Below are 24893 nucleotides of genomic sequence, written 5' to 3' on the forward strand. Positions count from 1 at the left end.
TCCGGATCAGAGCTGTAAGCCGTAAGCTGGAAGCGCGTCGCTTCGCTCCTGGAAGAGGCCCTACAAAAAACCCCGCTCAGGGTCATCCCGAGCGGGGTTGCTTTTTCTTACCGCTTATCGCTTACAGCTTACCGCTGGGGTTTAGCCCAGCAGATGCTCGACGGCGGCGCGCTCCTCGCGCAGCTCGTCCTCGGTGGCCTTCATGCGGCCACGGCTGAACTCGTCGACCTCGAGGCCCTGGACGATCTCGTACTTGCCGTTCTTGCAGACGACCGGGTAGGAATACATGATGCCGGACTCGACGCCGTAGCTGCCGTCGGCGGGAATGCCCATGCTCACCACCTCATCGGTACCCAGCGCCCAGTCGCGCATGTGGTCGATGGCCGCGGAGGCCGCCGAGGCCGCGGAGGAGGCACCACGCGCCTTGATGATCGCGGCACCGCGCTGCTGCACGGTGGGGATGAAGTCGTTCTCGTACCAGTCACGCTCGACCAGGTCGAAGGCCGGGGTGCCGTCCACCTTGCAGTGGGCCAGGTCGGGATACTGGGTCGCGCTGTGGTTACCCCAGACGATCATCTGCTCGACGTCGGTGACGTGCTTGCCGGTCTTCTGGGCCAGCTGGGTCTTGGCGCGGTTGTGGTCCAGGCGCATCATCGCGGTGAACTGGCCCGCATCCAGGTCAGGCGCGTTGCAGGAGGCGATCAGGGCATTGGTGTTGGCCGGGTTGCCCACCACCAGCACGCGCACGTCGCGGCTGGCGTTGTCGTTGAGCGCCTTGCCCTGCACGGAGAAGATCGCCGCATTGGCTTCCAGCAGGTCCTTGCGCTCCATGCCCGGTCCGCGCGGACGGGCGCCGACCAGCAGGGCGAAGTCGGCATCCTTGAAGGCGACATTGGCATCGTCGGTGGCGACGATGTCCTGGAGCAGCGGGAAGGCACAGTCGTTGAGCTCCATCACCACGCCGTTGAGGGCGTCCATGGCCGGCGGAATCTCCAGCAGCTGCAGGATGACCGGCTGGTCCTTGCCCAGCATGTCGCCGGAGGCGATGCGGAAGGCGAGCGAGTAGCTGATCTGGCCGGCAGCGCCGGTGATGGAAATACGGACGGGATCTTTCATGGTGGCTCCTTGGGTTTTCAACGCGCGGGTTGTCGCCGTGAGGATGAGCCGGGCCGGCATGCCGCCTGCCCTGGCCGGAATTCGAACCGCCAAGATGGTATGCCTGCACTGCACAAAACTCAATTCGACCTGCGGCTAGGTCAGGTACCGCCGGCGACACCCCGGCACCCCCTGCGCTATGCTGGCAGCCTGTCGACCCGGGCCGCCAGGCCCCGTTCTCGAACGTCGCGCCGCACCAGGGAAGGTCCGCATGCCTCGTCGTCTCCCCCCGCTCTCCGTCCTGCTCGCCATCGGGCTGGCCTGCCTGCTGCTGATCTGGCTGGCACTCGGGGACATCGAGGGGTTCCGCGATACCCCACCCGAGGGCGACGAGGCCGAGGGGCCGGCGCTGACCCGGGTCGAGGTGGTGGAGCGCCAGGCACGGGCCCACTCGCCGCGGCTGGTGCTACAGGGCCAGCTCGAGGCCCACCGCGAGGTGGAGCTGCGTGCCCGGCAGTCAGGCCGGGTGGAGACGTTGCCCGTCGCCCTGGGCGCGCGGGTCAGCCGGGGCGAGACGCTGCTGGCGTTGGCCCGCGAGGAGCTTCCCGCCCGGCTCGAGCAGGCCGAGGCCGAACTGGCCCTGGCGCGGGGCGAGCTGGCCGGCGCCGATTCCCTGCGCCGTCGTGAGCTGATCTCCAATCCCGACTACCTGCGTCTGCAGAGCGGCGTCAGCCGGGCCCTGGCGGAGGTCGCCGCCCTGCGCCGCCAGCTCGAAGACACCCGCCCCGAGGCGCCCTTCGATGGGGTGCTCGACCGCCTCGACGTGGAGCTCGGCGACCTGGTCCAGGTCGGCGAGGCCTGGGGCCGGCTGGTCGACGACTCGCGCCTCACGGCCCTCGCCGCGGCCCCCCAGCGGAATGCCCTGTCGCTGGAGCTCGGACTGCCCGCCGAGATCCAGCTGCTCGACGGCACCCGCCTTGCCGGCGAGCTGAGCCACGTCGCCAGCCGCGCCGACGACAGCACCCGCAGCTTCCCCGTCGAGGCGACGGCGGCCAATCCCGAGGGACGCCGCCTGGCCGGTGCCAGCGCCACCCTGGTCATCCGCCTGCCCGAGCGCCGGGTACATCGCCTCTCCCCTGCCCTGCTCGAGCTCGATGGCGACGGGCGGCTGGCGGTGAAGCACCTGGACGACGACGACCGGGTGCGCCTCACCCCGGTCGAGCTGGTCAGCGCGGATGCCGAAACCGCCCGGGTGGCCGGGCTGCCCGAGCGGATCCGGCTGATCACCCTGGGCGGCGGCTTCGTCGAGGCCGGCGAGCGGGTGGAGGCCGTCCCCGTCGCGACGGCTACCCCGCAGGCTGGCACGCAGGCCGGCCCGGACGCGCCCGGGGACGCGCGCTGACATGCGCACCCTGATCGAGGCGGCGCTGGATCGCTCGCGCACCACCCTGCTGTTGCTGGTCGCGCTGCTGCTGGCGGGGCTCGCCGCCTGGCAGGCGATCCCCAAGGAGGCCAATCCCGACGTCACCATCCCCATCATCTATGTCTCGATGTCGCTGGAGGGGGTCAGTCCCGAGGACGGCGAACGCCTGCTGGTGCGACCCATGGAGCAGGAACTGCGCAGCATCGAGGGACTGCGCAAGATGACCGCCCAGGCAAGTGAGAGCCATGCCGCGGTCACCCTGGAGTTCGATGCCGGCTTCGATCCCGACCAGGCGCTGACCGACGTGCGCGAGAAGGTCGACATCGCCCGCGCCGAGCTGCCCGCCGAGGCCGACGAACCGCGGGTCACGGAGGTCAACGTGGCGCTCTTTCCGGTGCTTTCCATCGGCCTCTCGGGGCCGCTGGAGGAGAACCGGCGGCTGGCCGTGGCACGCCGCCTTCAGCAGGAGATCGAGGGCATCCCGGAAGTGCTCGAGGTGGACATCGGTGGCGACCGCGAGGACCTGCTGGAGATCGTCGTCGACCCCCTGGTGCTCGACAGCTACGGGGTCGACTTCACCACCCTGTTCAACCTGGTCAGCCGCAACAACCGACTGGTGGCGGCGGGCAGCCTGGACACCGGGACCGGACGCCAGGCGCTCAAGGTGCCGGGCATCATCGAGCGCCTCGAGGACGTCATGGCGATGCCGGTGAAGATCGACGGGGACCGGGTGGTGACCTTCGGCGACGTGGCCTGGATCCGCCCCACCTTCAAGGACCCGGAGGGCTTCGCCCGCATCGACGACCAGCCGGCCCTGGTGCTGGAGATCTCCAAGCGCGCCGGTGCCAACATCATCGCCACCGTGGCGCAAGTGCAGGGGCTGCTCGACGAGGCGGCCGGCCTGATTCCCGACGAGTTGGAGATCACCACCATCCTCGACCAGTCCGAGACCGTGCGCGACATCCTCTCGGAACTGCTCAACAACGTGGTCACCGCCGTGGTGCTGGTGCTGGTGCTAATCCTGGCCGCCATGGGCCTGCGCTCGGCGCTGATGGTGGGCCTGACCATCCCCGGGGCCTTCCTGACCGGCATCCTGCTGATCTGGGCCCTCGGCTACACCCTCAACATCGTGGTGATGTTCGCGCTGATCCTGGTCGCCGGCATGCTGGTGGACGGCGCCATCGTGGTCAGCGAGCTGGCCGACCGCCACCTGCGCCAGGGCCAGCCGCCCCGGGAGGCCTGGATCCGGGCCGCCACGCGCATGAGCTGGCCGGTGATCGCCTCCACCGCCACCACCCTGGCGGTCTTCGTGCCGTTGCTGTTCTGGCCGGGCGTGGTGGGCCAGTTCATGAAGTACCTGCCGATCACGGTGATCCTCTGCCTGCTGGCGTCGCTGGCCATGGCGCTGGTGTTCCTGCCGACCCTGGGCGGGGTCTTCGGCGTGCGCAGCGCCGGCGCCACCCGGGATGCCGAGCTGGTCACCGCCGGCGGACGGCTCTACCGGGGCCTGCTGGCCCGCCTGCTCGCCCGGCCCGGCCTCACCCTGCTGGTCACCCTGCTGCTGATGGCGCTGATCTATACCGCCTACGCCCGCTTCAACCATGGCGTCGAGTTCTTCCCCAACGTCGAGCCCGACACCGCCCAGGTGCTGGTGCGCTCGCGGGGCGACTTCTCCGCCGCCGAGACCGATGCGGTGGTGCGACGGGTCGAGGCGCGGCTCGCCGGCATGAGCGAGGTCCAGGCGCTCTATGCGCGCTCCTTCGCCGTGCCCGACCAGCAGCTCGGCGGCGACGTGGTGGGGGTACTGCAGTTCCAGCTGATCGACTGGCAGCGGCGCCGCCCGGCCAGCGCGATCCTGGCCGAGATGGCCGAGCGCACCCGCGATCTGCCGGGTATCCAGCTGGAGTTCCGCGAACAGGAGATGGGGCCGGCCGGCGGCAAGCCCATCGTGCTGGAAATCAGCGCCGAGGAGCCGGGCCTGGCCGACCAGGCCGTGACCGAACTGCGACGGACCATGACCGAGCTGGGCGGCTTCCGCGACATCGAGGACAATCGCAGCCTGCCCGGCGTGGAGTGGCGGGTGAAGGTGGACCGCGAGGCTGCCGCCCGCTTCGGCACCGACGTGGCAAGCGTAGGCAGTGCCGTGCAGCTGATCACCACCGGGCTGCAGGTGGCGAGCTACCGCCCCGCCGGCGTCAACGACGAGGTGGATATCCGGGTGCGCCTGCCGCGGGGGGCCCGCTCGCTGGACCAGCTGGGCCGCCTGACGCTGAACACCACGCGAGGGCAGGTGCCGATCTCGCACTTCGTCTCGCTGGAGCCCGCCCCCAAGGTGGGTATCCTGCACCGCATCGACGGGCGCCGGGCCGTCACGCTGGAGGCCGACGTGGAACCGGACCAGAGCGCCGACGAACGGCTGCGGGCACTGCTCGAGGCGGCCAAGGCGCCTCCCGAGGGGGTGATGGTGAACGTGGCCGGCGAGCAGGAGGACCAGCAGGAGGCGATGCGCTTCCTGGCCACGGCCTTCCTGGTGGCGATCTGCCTGATGGCGCTGATCCTGGTCACCCAGTTCAACAGCCTCTACCAGGCGGCGCTGGTGCTCTCCGCCATCGTCTTCTCCACCGCCGGCGTGCTGCTCGGCCTGCTCGCCAATGCCCAGCCCTTCGGCATCGTCATGGTGGGCATGGGCATCATCGCCCTGGCGGGCATCGTGGTGAACAACAACATCGTGCTGATCGACACTTACAACCAGCTGCGCGGTGACGGGCTCGCTCCCGGCGAGGCGGCCCTCGAGGCCGGCGGCCTGCGCCTGCGCCCGGTGCTGCTCACCGCCGTGACCACGGTGCTGGGCCTCGCGCCCATGGTGCTGGGCGTCAACGTCGACCTGATCACCCCGAGCCTGGGGCTGGGCGCCCCCTCGACCCAGTGGTGGACCCAGCTCTCCAGCGCCATCGCCGGCGGCCTGACCTTCGCCACCGGCCTGACCCTGCTGCTCACGCCCTGCATGCTGGTGCTTGGCGCGCGACTGGACCGCCGGCTCTAGGCAGCGCCGTCAGCCTCGCATCAGGTGGATACGGCACCCGCAACGAGAACGCCCCATCGACCTCGGGAGCCGATGGGGCGAATCATGACGATGCGGATCGTGGCTTCGTCTCGAGAGGACGGTGGGCTCAGGCCCGGGAGTCGGCCTCGGCGCGAGTGGCATCCGGCGCATGGGCCGCATGCAGGCGGGCGATCAGCTGGTCCTCGAGGGTGAAGCGTTCGCTGAGCCCCCGGCTCAGGCGGTCGAGCCAGGCGGGGAGTCGACGCATATGGTGCTGGGCACGGGCGGGACTGTCGTAGTCGCGATCGAAGGAGAGCACCAGTTCGGTGGACATCTCCAGGCGCTCGAGCAGGCGGTCGGCGAGCTCCAGGGCCTGGTGGTCGTCGAAGGCCTTGGCCTCCTCCCGCAGCTGGGGATAGACCTCGAAGTGGCCGGCACTGATGTAGTCCATCAGCAGTTCGCCGAAGGTATCGACGCGCTCCGCGCTCACCGCCTCGAGCTCGGCGTCACAGGCCTGCTTCAGCGCGGCAAAATGGATCAGCAGCTCACGGCGCTCGTGCAGCCAGCGATCGATCAGCTCGTGCACGCCTCCCCAGCGCTCCAGGGCATTCTTGCAGTCTTCCAGCATGGGTGCCTCCCTTGCCCGATGCGGCCAGCCACTCGGGGCACTCGACCCGCGAGTTGACAGACTCGCGCCTGCCGGGCCCGGTGTCAATCCCGTTGCCGCCTCAGCGCGACGTGGCGCTTGAGTCGCCGCGGCTTGCCCGCGAGGATGGCAGGGCGTGCGGTCACCTGTCACCGCTGGGGGAGCGTGGAGAGGTCATCGCGGCATTCGTAGTAACGTGTATCTCGGGCAGCTCCGCCCGCGCTGCCGCCATCACACCATCAGGACTCTGGAGGGGACTCCCATGAACAAGCTGACCCGCGCCGGCCTCGGCCTGCTGATGACGACCGCCGTGGCCACGGCTCAGGCCGAGGAGGTCAGGATCGGCATGATCACCACCCTCTCGGGGGGAGGCTCCCATCTCGGCGTCGATGTCCGCGACGGCTTCATGCTCGCCATCGACCAGGCAGACCGCGGCGACATCGAGGTGCTGATCCAGGACGACGCCCGCCGCCCCGACCTGGCCAAGACGCTCTCGAACGAGTTCATGCAGCGCGACGAGGTCGACATCATGACCGGCATCATCTGGTCCAACCTGGCCATGGCCGTGGTGCCCTCCGTGGTCCGCCAGGGGACCTTCTATCTCTCGCCCAATGCCGGCCCCTCGGCGCTGGCCGGGAAGATGTGCCACGAGAACTACTTCAACGTGGCCTACCAGAACGACAACCTGCACGGCGCGATGGGCGCCTGGATGCGCGAGCAGGGCTACGAGGCCCCCATCCTGATGGCGCCTAACTATCCCGCGGGCACCGATGCTCTGGCCGGCTTCAAGCACCTCTACGAGGGTGAGGTCATCGACGAGATCTACACCCAGCTGGGCCAGACCGACTACGCCGCCGAGATCGCCAGGATCCGCGCCAGCGACGCCGATAGCCTGTTCTTCTTCCTGCCTGGCGGCATGGGCATCTCCTTCATGAAGCAGTGGGAGAACTCGGGGGTGGAGATGCCGGTGTTCGGAGCGGCCTTCTCGTTAGACGAGACGATCATCAAGGCGGTGGGCAGCGCCGCGATCGGCGCCATGAACACCTCACAGTGGGCCTACGACCTGGAGAACGCGGCCAACCAGGCCTTCGTCGAGGGCTTCCGTGAGGCCTACGAGCGGACCCCGACCCTCTATGCGGCCCAGGGCTACGACACGGCCCGCCTGATCCTGAGCGCCCTGGAGAAGGCCCACCCGAGCGACAAGGACGCCTTTCGCGAGGCCCTGCGCGAGGCCGACTTCGACTCGGTGCGCGGCAAGTTCCGTTTCGGTCCGAACCACCACCCGATCCAGGACATCCATGTCCGCGAGGTGGTCGAGGGCGAGGACGGCGAGCCGACCAACCGCCTGGTCGGCCTGGCCGTCGAGGACATCCAGGACGTCTATGCCGAGCAGTGCCGGATGTGATCGTCGCGATGCCGGGCCGGGCGTGGTCTCGGCACCGCCCCTTCCTTCGTTCCACCAAGGATGCCTGACGTGTCCGTTACCCTGCTGATCGAGCAACTGATCAACGGCCTGCAGCTCGGTACCATGCTCTTCCTGATGGCCAGTGGCCTGACCCTGGTGTTCGGGGTCATGGGGCTGATCAACCTGGCCCATGGCTCCTTCTACATGGTCGGGGCCTATGTCACCGCCCTGGCCACCGCCTCGACCGGCTCCTTCCTGCTGGGGCTGGCCGCCGGCGTACTGGCGGCCGCCGCGGCGGGGGCCATCGTCGAGTTGCTGGTGATCCGCCGTCTCTACCGGCGCCAGCACCTCGACCAGGTGCTGGCCACCTTCGCGCTGATCCTGATCTTCTCCGAGGGCACCCGCTGGCTGTTCGGCTCCTCGCCGCTGTGGCTCAGCCCGCCCGAGGCGCTGGCCGGGTCGGTGGCCCTGCCCGGCGGCTCCCGCTATCCCGTCTACCGGCTGGTGATCATCGCCGTGGGCGTGGTCGTTGCTGCCGGCCTCTACCTGCTGATCGCGCATACCCGGCTGGGCATGCGCATCCGCGCCGGCGAGAGCGACCGCGAGATGATCGGCGCCCTGGGGGTCAACATCCGGCGGCTCTATACCCTGGTGTTCGCCCTGGGCGCCGCCCTGGCGGGCCTGGCCGGGTCACTGGTGGGCGCCCTGCAGTCGGTGCAGGTGGGCATGGGCGAGCCGGTGCTGATCCTGGCCTTCGTGGTGATCGTGATCGGCGGCATCGGCTCGATCAAGGGTGCCCTGCTCGGCGCCCTGCTGGTCGGCCTGGTGGATACCCTGGGCCGGGTCTTCCTTCCCGCCCTGTTCGGCCAGTTCATGGCGCCGTCGGACGCCGCCGGGGCCGGGACAGCCCTGGCCGCCATGCTGATCTACATTCTCATGGCGGTAATTCTGGCCTTCAAGCCGAAAGGACTCTTTGCCGCCCATGACTAGGCTCCATCCCACGACCACCCCCGCCGCGGAGCGCCCGGCTGGCACGAACCGCTGGCTGGACCGCGCACACCTGGTGCAAGGCGGTCTTCTGACGCTGATGCTGCTGGCCCCCGTCGCCGCCCACCTGCTGGGGGAGGTCTACTACGTCAATCTCGCCTCGCGCATTGCCCTGGTGGCCATGGCCGCGGTGGGACTCAACCTGGCCATCGGCTACGGCGGCATGATCAGCTTCGGCCATGCCGCCTACTTCGGCCTGGGCGGCTACGTGAGCGGCGTCAGCGCCTACCACGCCTTCGACGGCAGCCTGGTGATGGGCCTGCCCGGCAGCGACGACATGCTGGTGATCTGGCTGGCGGCCGCGCTGCTCTGCGGCCTGCTCGCCCTGGTGATCGGCGCCATCTCGCTGCGCACCAGCGGGGTCTACTTCATCATGATCACCCTGGCCTTCGCCCAGATGGCCTACTACTTTGCCAACTCGTGGCCCGACTACGGGGGCGAGGATGGCCTGCCGATCTATCTGCGCAATTCCCTGCCCGGGCTCGACACCAACCACGCCCTGAGCTTCTTCCTGGTCTGCTTCACGGGCCTGGTGTTCTCCCTGGCGCTCACCTCGCGACTGATGAAGTCCCGCTTCGGGGCCGCCCTGAGCATGGCGCGGCTCAACGAGACCCGCCTGGCCACCGCCGGTATCTCGCCCTTCCCCATCCGCCTGGTAGCCTTCGTCATCTCGGCGATGATCACCGGCCTGGCCGGTGCCCTCTACGCCGACCTGAACGGCTTCGTCAGTCCCTCCATGCTGAGCTGGCACCTTTCCGGCGAACTGATGGTGATCGTGATCCTAGGCGGGGTCGGGCGCCTCTACGGGCCGCTTGCCGGGGCCATCCTCTTCGTGTTGATGGAGACCCTGCTGGGGGGGCTGACCGAATACTGGAAGTTCTTCCTCGGCCTGGTGCTGCTGGGCGTGGTGCTGTTCGCCAGGCAGGGCGTGATCGGCTGGCTGGCCGGGAGGGAGCGCCATGAGTGAGGCCGTGCTGTCGATGTCCGGCCTGCACAAGCGCTTCGGTGCACTGCAGGCCACCCACGACGTGTCGCTGGACCTGAGGGCCGGCGAGATCCATGCCCTGATCGGCCCCAACGGCGCCGGAAAGTCGACGCTGATCGCCCAGATTGCCGGCAGCCTCAGGCCCGATGCGGGGCAGATCCATCTGGGGCAGCGCGACATCACCGCCCTGGGGGTCGCCCGCCGGGCACGCCTCGGCCTGGGACGGAGCTTCCAGGTCTCGTGCCTTGCCGAACCGCTCAGCGTGCTGCGCAACGTGATGATCGGCGCCCAGGCGCTGCAGGGCCACAGCTTCCGCTTCTGGCGGCCGGTCAGCCGCGATCGCAGTTTGCTCGAACCCGCCTATGAGGCACTTGAGCGCATGCACCTCGCCCACCGTGCCGACACGCCGGTAGCGGCGCTCTCCCATGGCGAGCGCCGCCAGGTAGAGGTGGCCTGTGCGCTGGTCCTCGAGCCGCGGGCCCTGCTCCTGGACGAGCCCATGGCGGGTCTCGGCCCCGAGGGGTCGGCGCGGCTCACCGAACTGCTCGAGACGCTGAAACGGGAAGTCCCCATCCTGCTGATCGAACATGACATGGACGCGGTGTTCCGGCTGGCGGATCGCATTTCCGTGCTGGTAGCGGGCAGCGTCATCGCCCATGGCGACAGCGCGGCCATCCGCCGGGACCCGCGCGTCCGCGATGCCTACCTGGGAGACTGAGATGCTCGTCATCGCCGACATCGAGACCTTCTACGGGCCGTCCCAGGCGCTGTTCGGCGTCAGCCTGCAGGTCGAGGCCGGCGAGATGGTGGCGCTCATGGGGCGCAACGGCATGGGCAAGACCACCACCATCCGTTCGCTGTTCGGCCTGACGCCGGCGCGGCGCGGACGCATCGAGTTCGAGTCGCGGGACCTGCGGCGCCTGCCGGCCTACCGCATCGCCCAGTGCGGCCTGGGGCTCGTGCCGGAGGGCCGCCGCTGCTTTCCCAACCTGTCGGTGCACGAGAACCTGATGGTGACCGCCCGCCCCGGTCCCTGGACCCGGGAGCGCGTCGAGAGCCTCTTCCCGCGGCTGGCCGAGCGGCGCCGCCAGATGGCGGCCACCCTCTCCGGCGGCGAGCAGCAGATGCTTGCCATCGGTCGCGCCCTGATGACCAACCCGCGTCTGCTGGTACTCGACGAGGCGACCGAGGGCCTGGCACCGGTCATCCGCCAGGAGATCTGGTCAGCGTTGCGCCTGCTCAAGGCACAGGGCCAGTCGACCCTCATCGTCGACAAGTCGCTCGGCGAACTGCTGCCGGTCGTCGACCGCTGCACCATTCTGGAGAAGGGACGCACGGCGTGGGAGGGGCCACCCGAGGCCCTGGATACCGGCATCCGCGACCGCTACCTGGGCGTGTAGCACCCCCTTATCTGACTGCCCCACCTTGGCGCCATCAGCGCTCAGGGATGAAAGGCGGTGATCCAGTCGCCGATACGCCCGTTGGGGCGATAGTGGTCGAGGATAGAGAAGTGGTCATCGCCTTCGAGTAATGTCGGCTCGACGCTGACTCCCTGCCCGCGCAGGTGCTCGGCGTAGGCCTGCATCTGGCGCGCGAACTCGCTGGACTCCTCGCCCCCGGCAACCAGCCGCACCGCGGACGGGACGCGGCAGGGCTGCCGCACGGGACTGTAGTCGCTCACGTCACGCCCGGTGAGCTGCAGCTTGGGCTGCAGCCATGACCAGGGGAAGGGCCCGAGGTCATAGAGGCCACTGACGCACAGCGCCCCCCTGATCAAGTCGTGGGGCAGACCGTACGTGCCTTCCCAGTCGGTGGCCAGCAGCATGGCGCAGAGGTGCCCGCCGGCGGAGTGGCCCGAGACGCTGAGCTGGTGCGGGTCGACACCCAGTGCCCCCGCATTGCGATGGACCCACGCCAGCGCCGCCCGGGCCTGGCGCACCACCTCGCCGAACGCCACCGCGGGGCAGAGGGCGTAGTTGACCACCGCCACGCTGATGCCAGCGGCCACCAGGCCGTCGACGACGAAGCTGAATTCCTTGTGGCTGAGCGAGCGCCAGTAGCCGCCATGGAAGAAGAGGTGGCAGGGAGCAGGCTTGCCCTCCTCTCTCCCCTCCGCGCTCTCCTCCCCCATGCCCTCGGCATGGAAGAGATCCAGGCACTCGGCGAGGGTCGGCCCGTAGGGCAGGTCGAGCGTTACCCGATGGCGCTGGCGGGAGGCCGCGCTACGCGCGCGCCAGTCCTCGAGCAGGGCCGCCGGGTCGCGCCCCCGCATGGGGTCGTAGGCCCGGTCGATCGCCTCCTGGGAGGCCAGGTCTCGATAGAGCATGGCCCGAGCCTAGCCCTGCCAGTGATAGCCGCGACGCGGGCGATTGGCCGCCAGCAGCAGGCCCAGCGGGACCAGCGCGAGCACCAGAAAGCCGGCCAGGGTCCAGCCGGGCAGCGAGATGCCAAGCAGCAGGAAATCGATCTCGGCGCATTCTCCCGAGCCGGAGAGCACCTGGGCCAGCACCTGCTGCAGGGGCAGGATCTCCATCATGTAGTCGAGCCCCGGGCCGCAGCTCGGTACCTCGTCGGCGGGCAGCGACTGCAGCCACAGGTGGCGCCCCGCCACGGCGATGCCGCCGCCCACGGCGACCAGCGACAGCAGGCCGTAGGTCACCGCACCCGCGCGGCCCTCGGGGTCGTGGATCGCGGCGACGAGGAAGACGGCGGCGGCGGCCAGCACGGCCACCCGCTGGAAGATACACAGCGGGCAGGGCTCCAGCCCGACGAGGTGCTCGAGCCCCAGGGCCACGGCCATCATCAGGGCGCAGAAGGCGAGGCCCGCGAGGCTCCACTCGCGGACCGAGAGGCGCCGAAGGTCGTCGATCATGACGTCTCTCCCGTCTGTAGCGGCGTGACGGCCCGCACCTCTCGGGCGCGCTCGAAGTAGCGAGCCAGGAAGGCGTCGAAGTCCTCGGTGTCTGCCGCCTCGAGGTCCTGCTGCTGCGCCAGGGACGTTGCCACCAGTTCGTCGAACATCGACTCCCGGGACGGGTCCATGGAGGTGTCACGGAAGTCTTGGGCCTGTTCCCGGGCGAGGCCCAGCATGGCCTCGACGAAGGATTCCCCGGTCGACTCGAGGCGCGCCAGCAGGCGAGCGGAAGGCGTCAGGGCGGGGTCGTCGAGGCGCGGCGACAGGGCCGCCAGCGCCTCGCCATGGGGCTCTCCCTCTTCCAGGCGGTCGAGCAGCTCCGCCACCGCCACCATCTCGTCGAAGATCTCGCCCCCCCAGTCGGCGATGGAGCGGTGCCGACCATCCTGCAGCAGGCGCAGCTCGGGGTCCCGGCCGCGCTCGACCACCAGGCGGCGGTTGTCGTCCAGCCGGTCGCACTCGTCGTCGGGAATCCAGGGGCTCTCGCTGAGCAGGCACCACATCAGGAAGGTGTCGATGAAGCGGATCTGGGGCTCATCCACCCCCAGCGGCAGGAAGGGGTTGAGGTCCAGGCAGCGCACCTCGATGTACTCCACGCCGCGGGCCTCCAGTGCCTGGCTGGGGGTCTCGTCGTGGCGCGCCACCCGCTTGGGGCGGATGTCGCTGTAGTACTCGTTCTCGATCTGCAGGATGTTGGCATTGAGCTGGCGCCACTCGTCGCCCTCCTTCACGCCCAGCCTCTGGTAGTCCTGCCAGGGCGTGGCGATGGCGTGGCGCAGGGTGTTGACGTAGTTGGAAAGCGAGTTGAAGCAGATCTTCAGCTGCTCCTGGACCTTGTTCTGGTAGCCCAGGTCCGACATGCGCAGGCTGGTGGCGTGACGCGACACCAGGGTCTCCTCGCCATGCCGCTGGAGCTTCTCGGGCACCTCGCCGCTCGGCAGGAAGCTGTGATCCAGTGCCGGCGAGGCGCCGAACAGGTAGAGCAGCAGCCAGCTGTGGCGACGGAAGTTGCGGATCAGGCCGAAGTAGCGCGCCGAACGGTAGTCGCGAAGGGGGGTGTCGCGGTCACCCTCGAGCTCGCGCAGCAGCTGCCAGAGGTCATCGGGCAGCGAGACGTTGTAGTGCACCCCGGCGATGGACTGCATGATCCGTCCGTAGCGCAGGTCCAGCCCCTTGCGGTAGACGTGCTTCATGGTGCCCACGTTGGAACGGCCGTAGTCGGCGATGGGGACGCTGTCATTGCCGTCCAGGCGCGCCGGCATGCTGGCCGGCCAGATCAGCTCGTCGTCAAGGTGACGATAGCTGAAGCGGTGCAGGTCGGCGAGGAAGGCCATGGCATCGCCCGGCCGACAATAGACCGGGGTGATGTATTCCAGCAGCGCCTCGGAGTAGTCGGTGGTGATGTGCGGGTGGGTCAGCTTGGAGCCCAGCGCGGCGGGATGCAGGGTGGCGGCGATGCGCCCCTCGCCGTCGACCCGCAACCCCTCCTTCTCGATGCCGCGGCGCAGGCGCCCGACCCGCCCCTGGTCGGCCAGGGACTTGAGTCGATCGACGCGGCTGGTGAGCGATTCGGACAAGATGGTCACCCCATATGTGGAAAGGCGGGCGCCATGGCGCCCGGCAAACGTCAGATTATGGTGCCGCCAGGCGGCGCTTCAAGGTCAGCGGCCCTTCTTTGCCTGCAGCAGGGCCGCCCCCAGGGCGCCCATCTGGTTGGCCGGCTCGGCCACCTTGCCGCCGCGGCCGGCCTTGCCGGCTCCCTGGCCCCGGCCATTGCCACGCCCGCGGCGCGGCGGGCCGGAGGCCTGGTCGCCCCCCCGGTCGTCGGGCTGGTCATCGAGGCGCAGGGTGAGGCCGATGCGCGAGCGCGCGAGGTCCACGCTCATCACCTTGACCCGCACGATGTCGCCGGCCTTGACCACGGTGCGCGGGTCCTCGATGAACTTCTCGGAGAGTGCCGAGATGTGCACCAGGCCATCCTGGTGGACGCCGATGTCGACGAAGGCCCCGAAGTGGGTGACGTTGGTCACGCTGCCCTCGAGGATCATGCCGGGCTCGAGGTCCTTCAGGGTCTCGACGCCCTCGCGGAACTCGGCCGCCTTGAACTCGGGGCGCGGGTCACGGCCCGGCTTGTCGAGCTCGGCGAGGATATCGGTGACCGTGGGCACGCCGAAGCGCTCGTCGGCGAACTCGGCGGGCTTGAGCGACCTGAGGGTGGCGCTGTCGCCGATCAGCCCGGCCAGCGGGCGCCCGCTGCGCTGGGCGATGCGCTCCACCAGCGGATAGGCCTCGGGGTGCACGGCGCTGGCATCCAGCGGATTGTCGCCGTTCATGATGCGCAGGAAGCCGGCGCACTGCTCGAAGGTCTTGGGCCCGAGGCGGCTGACGTCGAGCAGCGCCCGGCGGCTGGTGAAGGCACCCTCGGCGTTGCGACGGGCGACGATGTTGTCGGCCAGGGCCGCATTGAGGCCGGCGACCCGCGAGAGCAGCGCGCTCGACGCCGTGTTGAGGTCCACCCCCACGGCGTTCACGCAGTCCTCGATCACCGCCTCCAGGCTCCGGGAGAGCTGCAGCTGCGAGACGTCATGCTGGTACTGGCCCACGCCGATGGACTTGGGCTCGATCTTGACCAGCTCGGCCAGCGGGTCCTGCAGGCGCCGGGCGATGGAGACCGCGCCGCGGATGGTGACGTCGAGCTCCGGCAGCTCCCGGGACGCATACTCCGAGGCGGAGTAGACCGAGGCCCCCGCCTCGCTGACCATCACCTTGGAAAGCGCTTTCTTTCCGGCGAAGGCCTTGACCAGGTCGCCGGCGAGCCTGTCGGTCTCGCGGCTGGCGGTGCCGTTGCCCACGGCGATCAGCGCCACGTCGTGCGTCTCCACCAGCCGGGCCAGCTCGGAAAGCGAAGCCTCCCAGGCATTGCGGGGCGCATGGGGGTAGATCGTGGCGTGCTCGAGGAACTGGCCGGTGGCATCCACCACCGCCACCTTGCAGCCGGTACGCAGGCCCGGGTCGATCGCCAGCGTGGCCTTCTGGCCCGCCGGCGCGGCCAGCAGCAGGTCCTTGAGGTTGGCGGCGAACACCTCGATGGCCTCGAGCTCCGCGCGCTCGCGCAGCCGCCCCATCAGCTCGGTCTCCAGGTGGGTATAGAGCTTGACCCGCCAGGTCCAGCGCACCACCTCGGCCAGCCAGCGGTCGGCGGGCCGGCCCTGGTCGCTGATAGCGAAGTGCCGGGCGATGGCCACCTGGGCCGGATGGAGCGGGGCCTCGTCCTCGCCGGGCAGGCGCAGGGCCAGCGCCAGCACGCCCTCATTGCGGCCGCGGAACATGGCCAGCGCCCGATGCGAGGGCACCCTGGCGAGCCGCTCGTCGTGCTCGAAGTAGTCGGAGAACTTGGCGCCCTCCTGCTCCTTGCCGGCGATCACCCGGGAGGAGAGCTCGCCCTCGCGCCACAACCGTTCGCGTAGCTGGCCGACCAGTTCGGGGTCCTCGGCGAAACGCTCCATGAGGATCTGCTTGGCCCCGTCCAGGGCCGCCTTGGCGTCCTCGATGGCGGGACTCTCGCCCCCGGCGGCGCGAAGGTACTTGGCCGCCTCTGCCTCGGGGACCAGGGCCGGGTCGGCCAGCAGGGTGTCGGCCAGCGGCTCGAGCCCCGCCTCCCGGGCAATCTGCGCCTTGGTGCGCCGCTTCTTCTTGTAGGGCAGGTAGAGGTCCTCGAGGCGCTGCTTGGTGTCCGCGGCACGGAGGCTGGCGGCGAGCGCGTCGGTGAGCTTGCCCTGCTCGTCGATGGCGGCGAGCACCGTCTCGCGGCGCTCCTCCAGCTCGCGCAGGTAGGCGAGGCGCTCATGGAGCTGGCGCAGCTGGATATCATCGAGCCCGCCGGTGACTTCCTTGCGATAGCGGGCGATGAAGGGCACGGTGGCCCCGCCGTCGAGCAGTTCCACCGTTGCCTTGACCTGCGGCGGGCGAACGGCGAGTTCCTCGGCGAGGCGGCTGATGATCTTGTCGTGTGCGTCCATGAAATCCTTGGCAATCAAACGTCCAGACGATCGCGACAAGGTATCACAATCGGGATTCAGGCGGGGACGAATCGCAGCGCCAGGCCGTTGTTGCACCAGCGCAGGCCGGTAGGCTCGGGGCCGTCGTCGAAGACGTGGCCCTGGTGACCGCCACACCGCGCGCAGTGGTACTCGGTGCGCGGGAAGACCAGGAAGTAGTCGACGCTGGTCAGCAGGTGTCCCTCGACGTGCTCGAAGAAGCTCGGCCAGCCGGTCCCGGAGTCGTACTTCATGGCGCTGGTGAAGAGCAGCAGGTCACAGCCGGCACAGCGGTATTCGCCCTCGCGGGTCTCCTTGTCCAGCGGGCTCGAGAAGGCCGGCTCGGTCCCCTCCTCGCGCAGGATCTCGAACTGCTCGTCGCTCAGGCGCTCACGCCACTCGGCCTCGGAGAGCTCCAGCACCTCGAGCCCCTCGGCCCGCGTGAGGTCGGGCTTGGGCCGGGCCGCGGCCAACCCCGGCAGCAGCCCGGCGAGGCTGCCGGCTCCCAGCACGCCAAGAAAATGCCGTCGTTTCATGGTCTCTCTCCGCTGATGGGAATGACGAAGGCGCCAGCGTTCCCCTGAGGTGACGCCAGGACGCAAACGGGGGAAGGACATGCGTCCTTCCCCCAGTCAGACCGTCGATGCCATCGACGGTTCGCCGTTCTCTCGCCCTCAGGTCAGGCTGGGGCCCGCCTTGATGATCGCCTCGTTGACGCCCTCGAACTTCTTGAAGTTGTCGACGAACTTGGCGGCAAGCTCGTAGCGCTTGCGGTCGTAGGCGGCCTTGTCTTCCCAGGTCTCGCGCGGATCGAGCAGGCGGGAGTCGACGCCCGGCACGGCGGTGGGCACGGCCAGGTTCAGGCCCTCGACCTGGCGCGTCTCGACGTCGCGCAGCACGCCGGACTGGATGGCGCTGATGATGGCGCGGGTGGTGGGGATCGAGAAGCGCGCGCCACCTTCACCGTAGGCGCCACCGGTCCAGCCGGTGTTGACCAGGTAGACCTGGGCATCCTTCTCGGCCACGCGCTTGATCAACAGGTCGGCGTACTCGCGCGCCGGACGCGGGAAGAAGGGCGCACCAAAGCAGGTGGAGAAGGTCGCCTCGAGCCCGGCGGAAGAGCCCACCTCGGTGGAGCCCACCTTGGCGGTGTAGCCGGAGAGGAAGTGGTAGGCAGCGGCTTCCTTGGAGAGCACGGAGACCGGCGGCAGCACCCCGGACATGTCGCAGGTCAGGAAGACGATGGCATTGGGCTCCCCGGCGCGGTTCTCGGGCACGCGCTTCTCGACATGCTCCAGCGGGTAGGCGGCACGGGAGTTCTGGGTCAGGCTGTCGTCGGCGTAGTCCGGCTCGCGGCGATCGTCGAGGACCACATTCTCCAGCACAGTGCCGAACCTGATGGCCTGCCAGATGATCGGCTCATTCTTCTCGGAGAGGTCGATGCACTTGGCGTAGCAGCCGCCCTCGATGTTGAAGACGGTACCCGGCCCCCAGCCATGCTCGTCGTCGCCGATGAGATAGCGGGCCGGGTCGGCGGAGAGAGTGGTCTTGCCGGTGCCGGAGAGGCCGAAGAACAGCGTGGTCTCGCCATCCTCGCCGACGTTAGCCGAGCAGTGCATGGGCAGCACGTCGGCGGCCGGCAGCAGGAAGTTCTGTACCGAAAACATCGCCTTCTTCATCTCGCCGGCATAGCGCATACCGGCGATCAGCACCTTTTTCTGGGCGAAGTTGAGGATCACGCAGCCATCGGCGTTAGTGCCGTCACGGGCCGGATCGCACTCGAAGAAGGGGGCGTTGAGGATGGTCCACTCGTCCTTCACGGACGGGTTGTAGGCCTCGGGACGCACGAACATGGTGCGGCCGAAGAGGCCGTGCCAGGCGGTCTCGGTGGTGACACGCACCGGCAGGTAGTGGACCGGGTCACTCCCAACGTGGAGCTCGGAAACATAGTGCTCGCCGCCGGCCAGGTACTCATCGACCCGGGCCCAGAGCGCATCGAACTTCTCGGCGTCGAACGGGAGATTGACGCTGCCCCAGTCGATCTGGCCACTGGTGCTCGCCTCGTCGACGATGAAGCGATCCTTGGGCGAACGGCCGGTGCGCACGCCGGTGTTCACCACCAGGGCACCATTGGCGGCCAGACGCCCTTCCCCGTTGGCCACTGCCCGCTCGATCAGCTCGGCGCTGCAGAGGTTGACGTGGGAAATGGCGGCTTGCTGGGGGGCGGCTTGGGTCGTGGTCATGTCGTTTCCTGGGCCTTGCGGCCGCTTCTCTCTCGTGTGCCGGGCGTCGGTGACGCAACGTGGGTCATGCCTTGATCGCCGTGTGCGGGTCATTGCCGTCTTGTAGCCGGGCGATCGGACCGGAAAAAACGGCGCCATTATGGCAAAAACCCGGCCGTCGGGAAACGCCGTTCTTGGGCGAAGTTCATGTAGTTTTACTACTACATCGGCGCCGTTCACTACAGCTCACTTGAAGACGCATGCTGCTATGCAGCACCGGAGCATGACGTCCTTAATGCAGGGTCGGAGGAGCTCCCTCCGGGTCGTCGAGCATCGCCTCGATCTCGGGCACCGGGAAGTGGTAGCGGGTATGGCAGAAGTGGCACTGGGTGTCGATGCCGCCCTGCTCGACCAGCACCTCGCGCAGCTCCTGCTCGCCCAGGGTCATCAGGGCGGAGGCGATGCGCTCGCGCGAGCAGGTGCAACCGAAACGTAGTGCCTTGGGGTCGAAGACCCGCACCGTCTCCTCATGGTAGAGCCGACGCAGCACCTCCAGCGGCTCGAGGCCGAGCAGCTCCTCGTCCTTCACGGTGTCGGCCAGGTGCACGGTGCGCTCCCAGGCGTCGGCATCCTGGTTACGGGACTCGTCGGGCAGGCGCTGCAGCAGCAGGCCGGCGGCGCGGCACCCGTCGGCGGCCAGCCACAGCCGCGTCGGCAGCTGCTCGGACTGGGCGAAGTAGGCGGCGAGGCAGCCGGCCAGGCTGTCGTGCTCGAGGGCCACGATGCCCTGATAGCGGTGGCCATCGGTGGGATCCAGGGTGATCATGATCTGTCCCTCACCCACCAGCTCGCGGAAGCCGGCATCCTCGCCGGGAATCGGCGCATCCTCGGCCAGGCGAGCAATGGCGCGCAGCTCGCCGCCGGGATTGGACTCGGCCATCAGCAGGGCGAGCGCCCCCTGGCCGCGCACCTCGATACTCAGGGTGCCGTCGAGCTTGACGGTATCGGTGAGCAGGGCCACCGCGGCGAGCAGCTCGCCGAGCAGGTGGTTCACCGCGGGGGGATAGTCGTGGCGCTCGAGCACCTCGCCGTAGGCGCGCTCGAGGGTGACGATCTCGCCGCGCACGTTGGTGTTGTCGAAGAGGAAACGCTGGATCTGGTCGGTCATTAGGCTCTCTTAGTCATCCTGCTGGCGTTGGAAGCGGTGGATCTCCCGGCGCTGCTTCTTGTCGGGACGCTTGAGCGGGTGCTGCATGACCTGGTTGGTGAGGCGGCGTGCCTCGGCCTCTCGCTCGCGGCGTGCGACACTCTCCTCGGTCTCGCGGTAGAGCGCGCGGGCCTCGGGCGCTCCGCGGCGCTGGTCGGACAGGGCTACCACCTCCACCTCCAGGATGTCCCAGCCCTGGGGCACCCGGATCAACGCTCCCACCTCCACGGTCTTGCTGGTCTTGGCCCGCCCGCCCTCGTAGTGGACCTTGCCGCCCTCGATGGCCTTCTTGGCCAGGGCGCGGGTCTTGAAGAAGCGCGCCGCCCACAGCCACTTGTCGAGCCTGACGCTATCCATGGACACCTCCCTCGCCCGCCGCAGGCGGCAGGTTGTCGGGCAGGATGCTGGCGAAGCGGTCCAGGGCGATGAACTCCTCGAGTTCCCGCTCGGGCCGGCGACTGTCGGGCTGCTTGATGCCCAGCAGGTGACGGATACCGAACTCCCGGGCACTCTCCAGCACCGAGGCATTGTCGTCGATGAACAGGGTGCGCTGCGGGTCGAAGGGCTCGATCTCCTGCAGGGCGAACCAGAAGGCCTGCTCCTCCTTGGGCACGCCGAGATCCGCCGAGGAGACGATGGCATCCAGGTACTCCTCGAGGCCGGTCAGCGGCAGCTTGAGCTCCAGGCTCGCGCGGTCGGCATTGGTGGCCAGCACCACCCGCGGATGGGCCGCCTTGAGCCAGCGGAGGAAGTCCAGGGCGTCGCTGCGCAGGCCGATCAGGTGCTGCACCTCTCGCTTGAGCGCCACCACGTCGACCCCCAGCTCGCGACTCCAGTAGGCCAGGCTGTACCAGTTGAGGGTGCCCTGCTCGCGGATGATTCGGGCGCGCAGCTCCTCCTGGGTCGCCTCGTCGAGGCGATGCAGTTCCACATAGCGCCGCGGCAGGTGCTCGAGCCAGAAGTGGCTGTCGAAATGCAGGTCCAGCAGGGTGCCGTCCATGTCCAGCAGGACGGTATCGATGGCGCGCCAGTCGATCATCGCTACTCCGGGGGTGAGTCGGGGGCCGTTGAGACGTAGTATTGTAACGAATCGCCATGCAGGGCGCACAGCGGCTGTCTGGCCTCCACGCATGCCCCTCTCGCTCGCCCCTTTCGCTCGCCAACAGGGAATCCCGCCCATGTCCGACCAGCACGACGCCTCCCGGCCCTGGCCCGTCAAACCGCACATCCTCGACCGGCGCAGCGTGGCGCGAAGTCGCCTCTTCCACGTCGAGGAGCTGGACCTGCGCTTCTCCAACGGCGCCGAGCGCACCTTCGAGCGGCTTACCGGCACCGGCCAGGGCATCGGTGCGGTGATGATCGTGGCCATGCCCGACCCGGAGCACGTGCTGCTCATCCGCGAGTATGCCGCCGGCTTCGAGGACTATGTGCTGACCCTGCCCAAGGGCCTCGTCGACCCGGGCGAGGATATCGTCACCGCGGCCAATCGCGAGCTGATGGAGGAGTGCGGCTTCGGCGCCAACCGCATCGAGCCCCTGGTGGAGCTGTCGCTCGCCCCCAACTACATGCGCCACCGCATGCAGGTGCTGCTGGCCAGCGACCTCTACCCGAGGCGCCTGCCCGGCGACGAGCCGGAGCCGTTGATCGTGGAGACCCACGCCATCGACGAGCTCTCGGCCCTGCTGGCCCGGGAGGACTTCCACGAGGCCCGCGCCATCGCCGCGTTGTTCATCGCCCGGGACAAGCTGCGCAGCGAGGCGCCCGTCGATGCCGGTCTCTGGTGAGCCCGGCGGCCTCCTCTACCGTGAGTGCAGCCGACGCAGTGCGCTGTTGCCCTCCTTGAGCTTCACCCAGCGGCCCTGCCGGTAGCTGTCGAGTCCGCTCTCCAGCAGGGTCATCACGTCCAGCGCCGACTCGCTGGTGACCGGCGGGGGCGTGCCGTCGAGCAGGGCTCGAGCGATGCCGGCATAGAAGGCGGGATAGTCTCCCGGCACGACCGGTGCCTCGCGGCTCGTCAGGGCCATTGATTCGCCCTCCCCCTCGTCGAGGGTCAGGGTACCGGGCGAGGGATCCACGCCCCAGCCCGGCGACGGGGCCTGTCCCTCCTTGAGCCAGGCCTCCTGGGGATCGAGCCCGTACTTCACGAAGCTGCCCCGGGTGCCGTGGACCCGGAAGCGCGGGGTCGGCTCGGCCACCAGGGAACTGGCCTGCAGGCTCACCCGCAGGTGGTCGTACTCCAGCAGCGCCAGGAAGTCGTCGTCCACCTCGGCCCCCTGGCGAGAGGTGGCGAGTTCCAGCAGGATCGCCTTGGGCATGCCGAAGAGCTGCCGGGCCTGGTCGAGCAGGTGCGGCCCCAGGTCGTACCAGATGCCACCGCCAGGCTTGTGATGGTCGCGCCAGCGGTCGGTGACCCGGGGGCGAAAGCGGTCGAAGCGCGACTCCAGCGCCACCACCCGTCCCAGGGTCCCCTCGTCGAGCAGCGCCTTGAGGGTCAGGAAGTCGCTGTCCCAGCGGCGGTTGTGAAAGACGCTCAGCAGGCGCTCGGCGCCATCGGCCTGGGCCTTGAGAAGGCGGGCCTCGGAGGCGCTGACGCTGAAGGGCTTGTCGATCACCACGTGCTTGCCGGCATTGAGCGCCGCCTTGGCCAGCGGGAAGTGGGTGTCGTTGGGGGTGGCGATCACCACCAGGTCGATGTCGCGTCGTGCGAACAGCGGCGCCGCCTTGGGCAGCACCTCGACCTCGGGGTGGTCGGCCTCGACCCGCTCGGCATCGCCGCTGACCACGGCGGTCAGCTCCAGGCCGGGGGCGGCCTGGATCAGCGGGGCGTGGAAGGTACGCCCGGCCATGCCGTAGCCGACCAGGCCGACGTTGAGGGTCTGTGTCTTCATCGTGCGGGCTTCCCTGCAGGGGTCATGGGGCCCGGCCCGGGGCCGTGACTCGCGTCGCCAGGCATCCGGCCGGGTCTCGGGCTCAGTCTAGCCGGGTCAGGTCGCGCACCGCGCCCTTGTCGGCGGAGGTCGCCAGCAAGGCATAGGCCTTGAGGGCCGCCGAGACCTTGCGGTCGCGCGTGATGCTCGGCTTCCAGGCCTCTGCGCCCTTCGCCTCCTCCGCCTGACGGCGGCGGGCGAGTTCCTCGTCGGTGAGCTTCACGTCGATGCGCCGATTGGGGATGTCGATGCGGATGAGGTCGCCGCTCTCCACCAGGCCGATGGCGCCGCCGGCGGCGGCCTCCGGCGAGGCGTGGCCGATGGAGAGTCCGGAGGTGCCGCCGGAGAAGCGCCCGTCGGTGAGCAGCGCGCAGGCCTTGCCCAGCCCCTTGGACTTGAGGTAGCTGGTCGGGTAGAGCATTTCCTGCATGCCGGGACCGCCCCGCGGGCCTTCGTAGCGGATGACGACCACCTCGCCCTCCTTCACCTGGCCACCGAGGATATGCTCCACCGCCTGGTCCTGGGACTCTACCACATGCGCCGGGCCCTCGAAGACCAGGTTCGCGTCGTCGACGCCGGCGGTCTTCACCACGCAGCCGTCCTCGGCGATGTTGCCCTTGAGCACCGCCAGGCCCCCCTCGTGAGAGAAGGCATGTTCGAGGTCACGGATGCAGCCGCCGGCCCGGTCGCCGTCGAGGCTCGGCCAGCGGGCGGCCTGGGAGAAGGCCTCCTGAGTGGGGATGCCCCCGGGGCCGGCCTTGTAGAACTCCACTACCTCGGGACTCGGGGAGCGCATGATGTCCCACTCCTCAAGGGCCCCGGCCAGGCTCTCGCCGTAGACGGTGGGCACCCGGGTACCCAGCACCCCGGCGCGGTCCAGCTCGCCAAGGATGGCCATGATGCCGCCGGCGCGGTGGCAGTCCTCGATATGGTACTGCTGGGTATTGGGCGCCAGCTTGCACAGCTGTGGCACCTCCCGCGACAGACGGTCGATATCGGCCATGGTGAAGTCCACCTCGCCCTCCTGGGCGGCGGCCAGCAGGTGCAGGATGGTGTTGGTGGAGCCGCCCATGGCGATGTCCAGGGTCATGGCGTTGCGGAAGGCCGCCTTCGAGCCGATGGCCCGCGGCAGCAGGTGCGCCTCGTTGCCCTCGTAATAGCGCTTGGCCAGTTCGACGATGCGGCTTCCCGCCTCCTCGAACAGCCGGCGGCGGTCGGCGTGAGTGGCCAGCACCGTGCCGTTGCCCGGGAGCGCCAGGCCCAGGGCCTCCATCAGGCAGTTCATGGAGTTGGCAGTGAACATCCCCGAGCAGCTGCCGCAGGTCGGGCAGGCGCTGCGCTCGATCTCCTCGATCTCCTCGTCGCTGTAGCGATCGTCGGCGGCGGAGATCATCGCATCGATCAGGTCGATGCCGTGGTCGAGCAGCTTGGTCTTGCCCGCCTCCATGGGGCCACCGGAGACGAAGATCACCGGGATGTTCAGGCGCATGGCCGCGTTGAGCATTCCCGGAGTGATCTTGTCGCAGTTGGAGATGCACACCAGGGCATCGGCGCAGTGGGCGTTGACCATGTACTCGACGCTGTCGGCGATCAGGTCGCGGCTCGGCAGCGAGTAGAGCATGCCGTCGTGGCCCATGGCGATGCCGTCGTCCACGGCGATGGTGTTGAACTCCTTGGCCACCCCGCCGGCCCTCTCGATCTCGCGCGCCACCAGCTGCCCCATGTCCTTCAGGTGCACGTGACCCGGCACGAACTGGGTGAAGGAGTTGGCCACGGCGATGATCGGCTTGTGGAAGTCGTCGTCCTTCATGCCGGTGGCGCGCCACAGGGCGCGGGCACCGGCCATGTTGCGGCCGGCAGTGGTGGTGCGGGAACGATACTCGGGCATGGTGTCCTCTTCGTCATGCATGCCGCCCCTCGCCTCCTCGATCGCTCGAGGAGC

General features: G+C 69.0%; 21 protein-coding genes. 8 read left to right on the forward strand and 13 right to left on the reverse strand.

Going from position 1 to position 24893, the window contains the following annotated elements:
- Positions 1-141: 141 nt before the first annotated feature.
- Positions 142-1116: a malate dehydrogenase gene (locus tag QLQ83_RS07205; RefSeq protein WP_282734835.1), complete on the reverse strand. Its 975-nt coding sequence runs from the start codon at positions 1114-1116 to the stop codon at positions 142-144.
- A gap of 250 nt (positions 1117-1366) precedes the next feature.
- Between QLQ83_RS07205 and QLQ83_RS07210 the strand changes: the two genes are divergently transcribed.
- Both QLQ83_RS07210 and QLQ83_RS07215 read left to right on the forward strand, forming a co-directional pair.
- On the forward strand, positions 1367-2497 hold the full coding sequence (locus QLQ83_RS07210) for an efflux RND transporter periplasmic adaptor subunit (protein ID WP_282734836.1): 1131 nt from the start codon (positions 1367-1369) through the stop codon (positions 2495-2497).
- Position 2498: 1 nt separating this feature from the next.
- Positions 2499-5561, forward strand: a complete 3063-nt coding sequence (locus QLQ83_RS07215) for an efflux RND transporter permease subunit (RefSeq protein WP_282734837.1) — start codon at positions 2499-2501, stop codon at positions 5559-5561.
- 127 nt (positions 5562-5688) lie between these two features.
- On the opposite strand, the gene rsd is transcribed toward QLQ83_RS07215, so the two are convergent.
- On the reverse strand, positions 5689-6189 hold the full coding sequence (gene rsd, locus QLQ83_RS07220) for a sigma D regulator (RefSeq protein ID WP_282734838.1): 501 nt from the start codon (positions 6187-6189) through the stop codon (positions 5689-5691).
- A gap of 280 nt (positions 6190-6469) precedes the next feature.
- On the opposite strand from rsd, the gene QLQ83_RS07225 reads away from it, so the two are divergent.
- The 5 genes from QLQ83_RS07225 to QLQ83_RS07245 all read left to right on the forward strand — a co-directional run bounded on the left by QLQ83_RS07225 (position 6470) and on the right by QLQ83_RS07245 (position 11044).
- A complete protein-coding gene (locus tag QLQ83_RS07225) occupies positions 6470-7612 on the forward strand; it encodes an ABC transporter substrate-binding protein (protein ID WP_282734839.1) in 1143 nt (380 codons plus the stop codon).
- Positions 7613-7681: 69 nt separating this feature from the next.
- Positions 7682-8602, forward strand: coding sequence for a branched-chain amino acid ABC transporter permease (locus QLQ83_RS07230; RefSeq protein ID WP_282734840.1), 921 nt, complete (start codon positions 7682-7684; stop codon positions 8600-8602).
- On the forward strand, positions 8595-9626 hold the full coding sequence (locus tag QLQ83_RS07235) for a branched-chain amino acid ABC transporter permease (protein WP_282734841.1): 1032 nt from the start codon (positions 8595-8597) through the stop codon (positions 9624-9626). The genes QLQ83_RS07230 and QLQ83_RS07235 overlap by 8 nt, the downstream gene beginning before the upstream one ends.
- Positions 9619-10362, forward strand: coding sequence for an ABC transporter ATP-binding protein (locus QLQ83_RS07240; protein WP_282734842.1), 744 nt, complete (start codon positions 9619-9621; stop codon positions 10360-10362). Before QLQ83_RS07235 ends, QLQ83_RS07240 begins: the two co-directional genes overlap by 8 nt.
- Position 10363: 1 nt before the next feature.
- Positions 10364-11044: an ABC transporter ATP-binding protein gene (locus tag QLQ83_RS07245; RefSeq protein WP_282734843.1), complete on the forward strand. Its 681-nt coding sequence runs from the start codon at positions 10364-10366 to the stop codon at positions 11042-11044.
- Positions 11045-11085: 41 nt separating this feature from the next.
- Here QLQ83_RS07245 and QLQ83_RS07250 read toward each other — a convergent pair whose 3' ends face one another.
- From QLQ83_RS07250 to yrfG, 9 genes are all read right to left on the reverse strand, one after another.
- Positions 11086-11970 (reverse strand): alpha/beta hydrolase, encoded by an 885-nt coding sequence (locus QLQ83_RS07250; RefSeq protein WP_282734844.1) that lies wholly within the window; start codon positions 11968-11970, stop codon positions 11086-11088.
- A gap of 9 nt (positions 11971-11979) precedes the next feature.
- The gene (locus QLQ83_RS07255) at positions 11980-12516 is read right to left on the reverse strand and encodes a disulfide bond formation protein B (RefSeq protein WP_282734845.1); all 537 of its coding nucleotides are present in this window, start codon (positions 12514-12516) and stop codon (positions 11980-11982) included.
- Positions 12513-14135 (reverse strand): glutamate--cysteine ligase, encoded by a 1623-nt coding sequence (gene gshA, locus QLQ83_RS07260; protein ID WP_282734846.1) that lies wholly within the window; start codon positions 14133-14135, stop codon positions 12513-12515. The genes QLQ83_RS07255 and gshA overlap by 4 nt, the downstream gene beginning before the upstream one ends.
- Before the next feature lie 84 nt (positions 14136-14219).
- Positions 14220-16577, reverse strand: coding sequence for a Tex family protein (locus QLQ83_RS07265; protein WP_282734847.1), 2358 nt, complete (start codon positions 16575-16577; stop codon positions 14220-14222).
- A gap of 56 nt (positions 16578-16633) precedes the next feature.
- Entirely contained in the window at positions 16634-17131 is a 498-nt protein-coding gene (gene msrB, locus QLQ83_RS07270; protein ID WP_282734848.1) for a peptide-methionine (R)-S-oxide reductase MsrB, read from the reverse strand.
- 138 nt (positions 17132-17269) lie between these two features.
- Positions 17270-18838 carry a phosphoenolpyruvate carboxykinase gene (locus QLQ83_RS07275; RefSeq protein ID WP_282734849.1) on the reverse strand — a complete coding sequence of 523 codons (1569 nt, stop codon included), beginning with the start codon at positions 18836-18838 and terminating at the stop codon, positions 17270-17272.
- A gap of 271 nt (positions 18839-19109) precedes the next feature.
- Positions 19110-19985 (reverse strand): Hsp33 family molecular chaperone HslO, encoded by an 876-nt coding sequence (hslO, locus tag QLQ83_RS07280; protein WP_282734850.1) that lies wholly within the window; start codon positions 19983-19985, stop codon positions 19110-19112.
- Positions 19986-19994: 9 nt separating this feature from the next.
- Positions 19995-20381: a ribosome-associated heat shock protein Hsp15 gene (gene hslR / locus QLQ83_RS07285; RefSeq protein ID WP_282734851.1), complete on the reverse strand. Its 387-nt coding sequence runs from the start codon at positions 20379-20381 to the stop codon at positions 19995-19997.
- Entirely contained in the window at positions 20374-21063 is a 690-nt protein-coding gene (yrfG, locus tag QLQ83_RS07290; RefSeq protein WP_282734852.1) for a GMP/IMP nucleotidase, read from the reverse strand. Before yrfG ends, hslR begins: the two co-directional genes overlap by 8 nt.
- 139 nt (positions 21064-21202) lie before the next feature.
- Here yrfG and nudE point away from each other — a divergent pair, with 139 nt between their 5' ends.
- Complete coding sequence (nudE, locus tag QLQ83_RS07295) at positions 21203-21808, forward strand: ADP compounds hydrolase NudE (protein ID WP_282734853.1); 606 nt, start codon at positions 21203-21205, stop codon at positions 21806-21808.
- 15 nt (positions 21809-21823) lie between these two features.
- Here the strand turns inward: nudE and QLQ83_RS07300 are convergent, their stop codons facing one another.
- Together QLQ83_RS07300 and ilvD are read right to left on the reverse strand one after the other, a co-directional pair.
- The gene (locus QLQ83_RS07300) at positions 21824-22912 is read right to left on the reverse strand and encodes an oxidoreductase (RefSeq protein WP_282734854.1); all 1089 of its coding nucleotides are present in this window, start codon (positions 22910-22912) and stop codon (positions 21824-21826) included.
- 82 nt (positions 22913-22994) lie between these two features.
- Positions 22995-24839, reverse strand: coding sequence for a dihydroxy-acid dehydratase (gene ilvD / locus QLQ83_RS07305; protein ID WP_282734969.1), 1845 nt, complete (start codon positions 24837-24839; stop codon positions 22995-22997).
- Positions 24840-24893: the final 54 nt, after the last annotated feature.

It is taken from the genome of Halomonas rhizosphaerae, assembly GCF_030010555.1.
Taxonomy (GTDB): domain Bacteria; phylum Pseudomonadota; class Gammaproteobacteria; order Pseudomonadales; family Halomonadaceae; genus Halomonas; species Halomonas rhizosphaerae.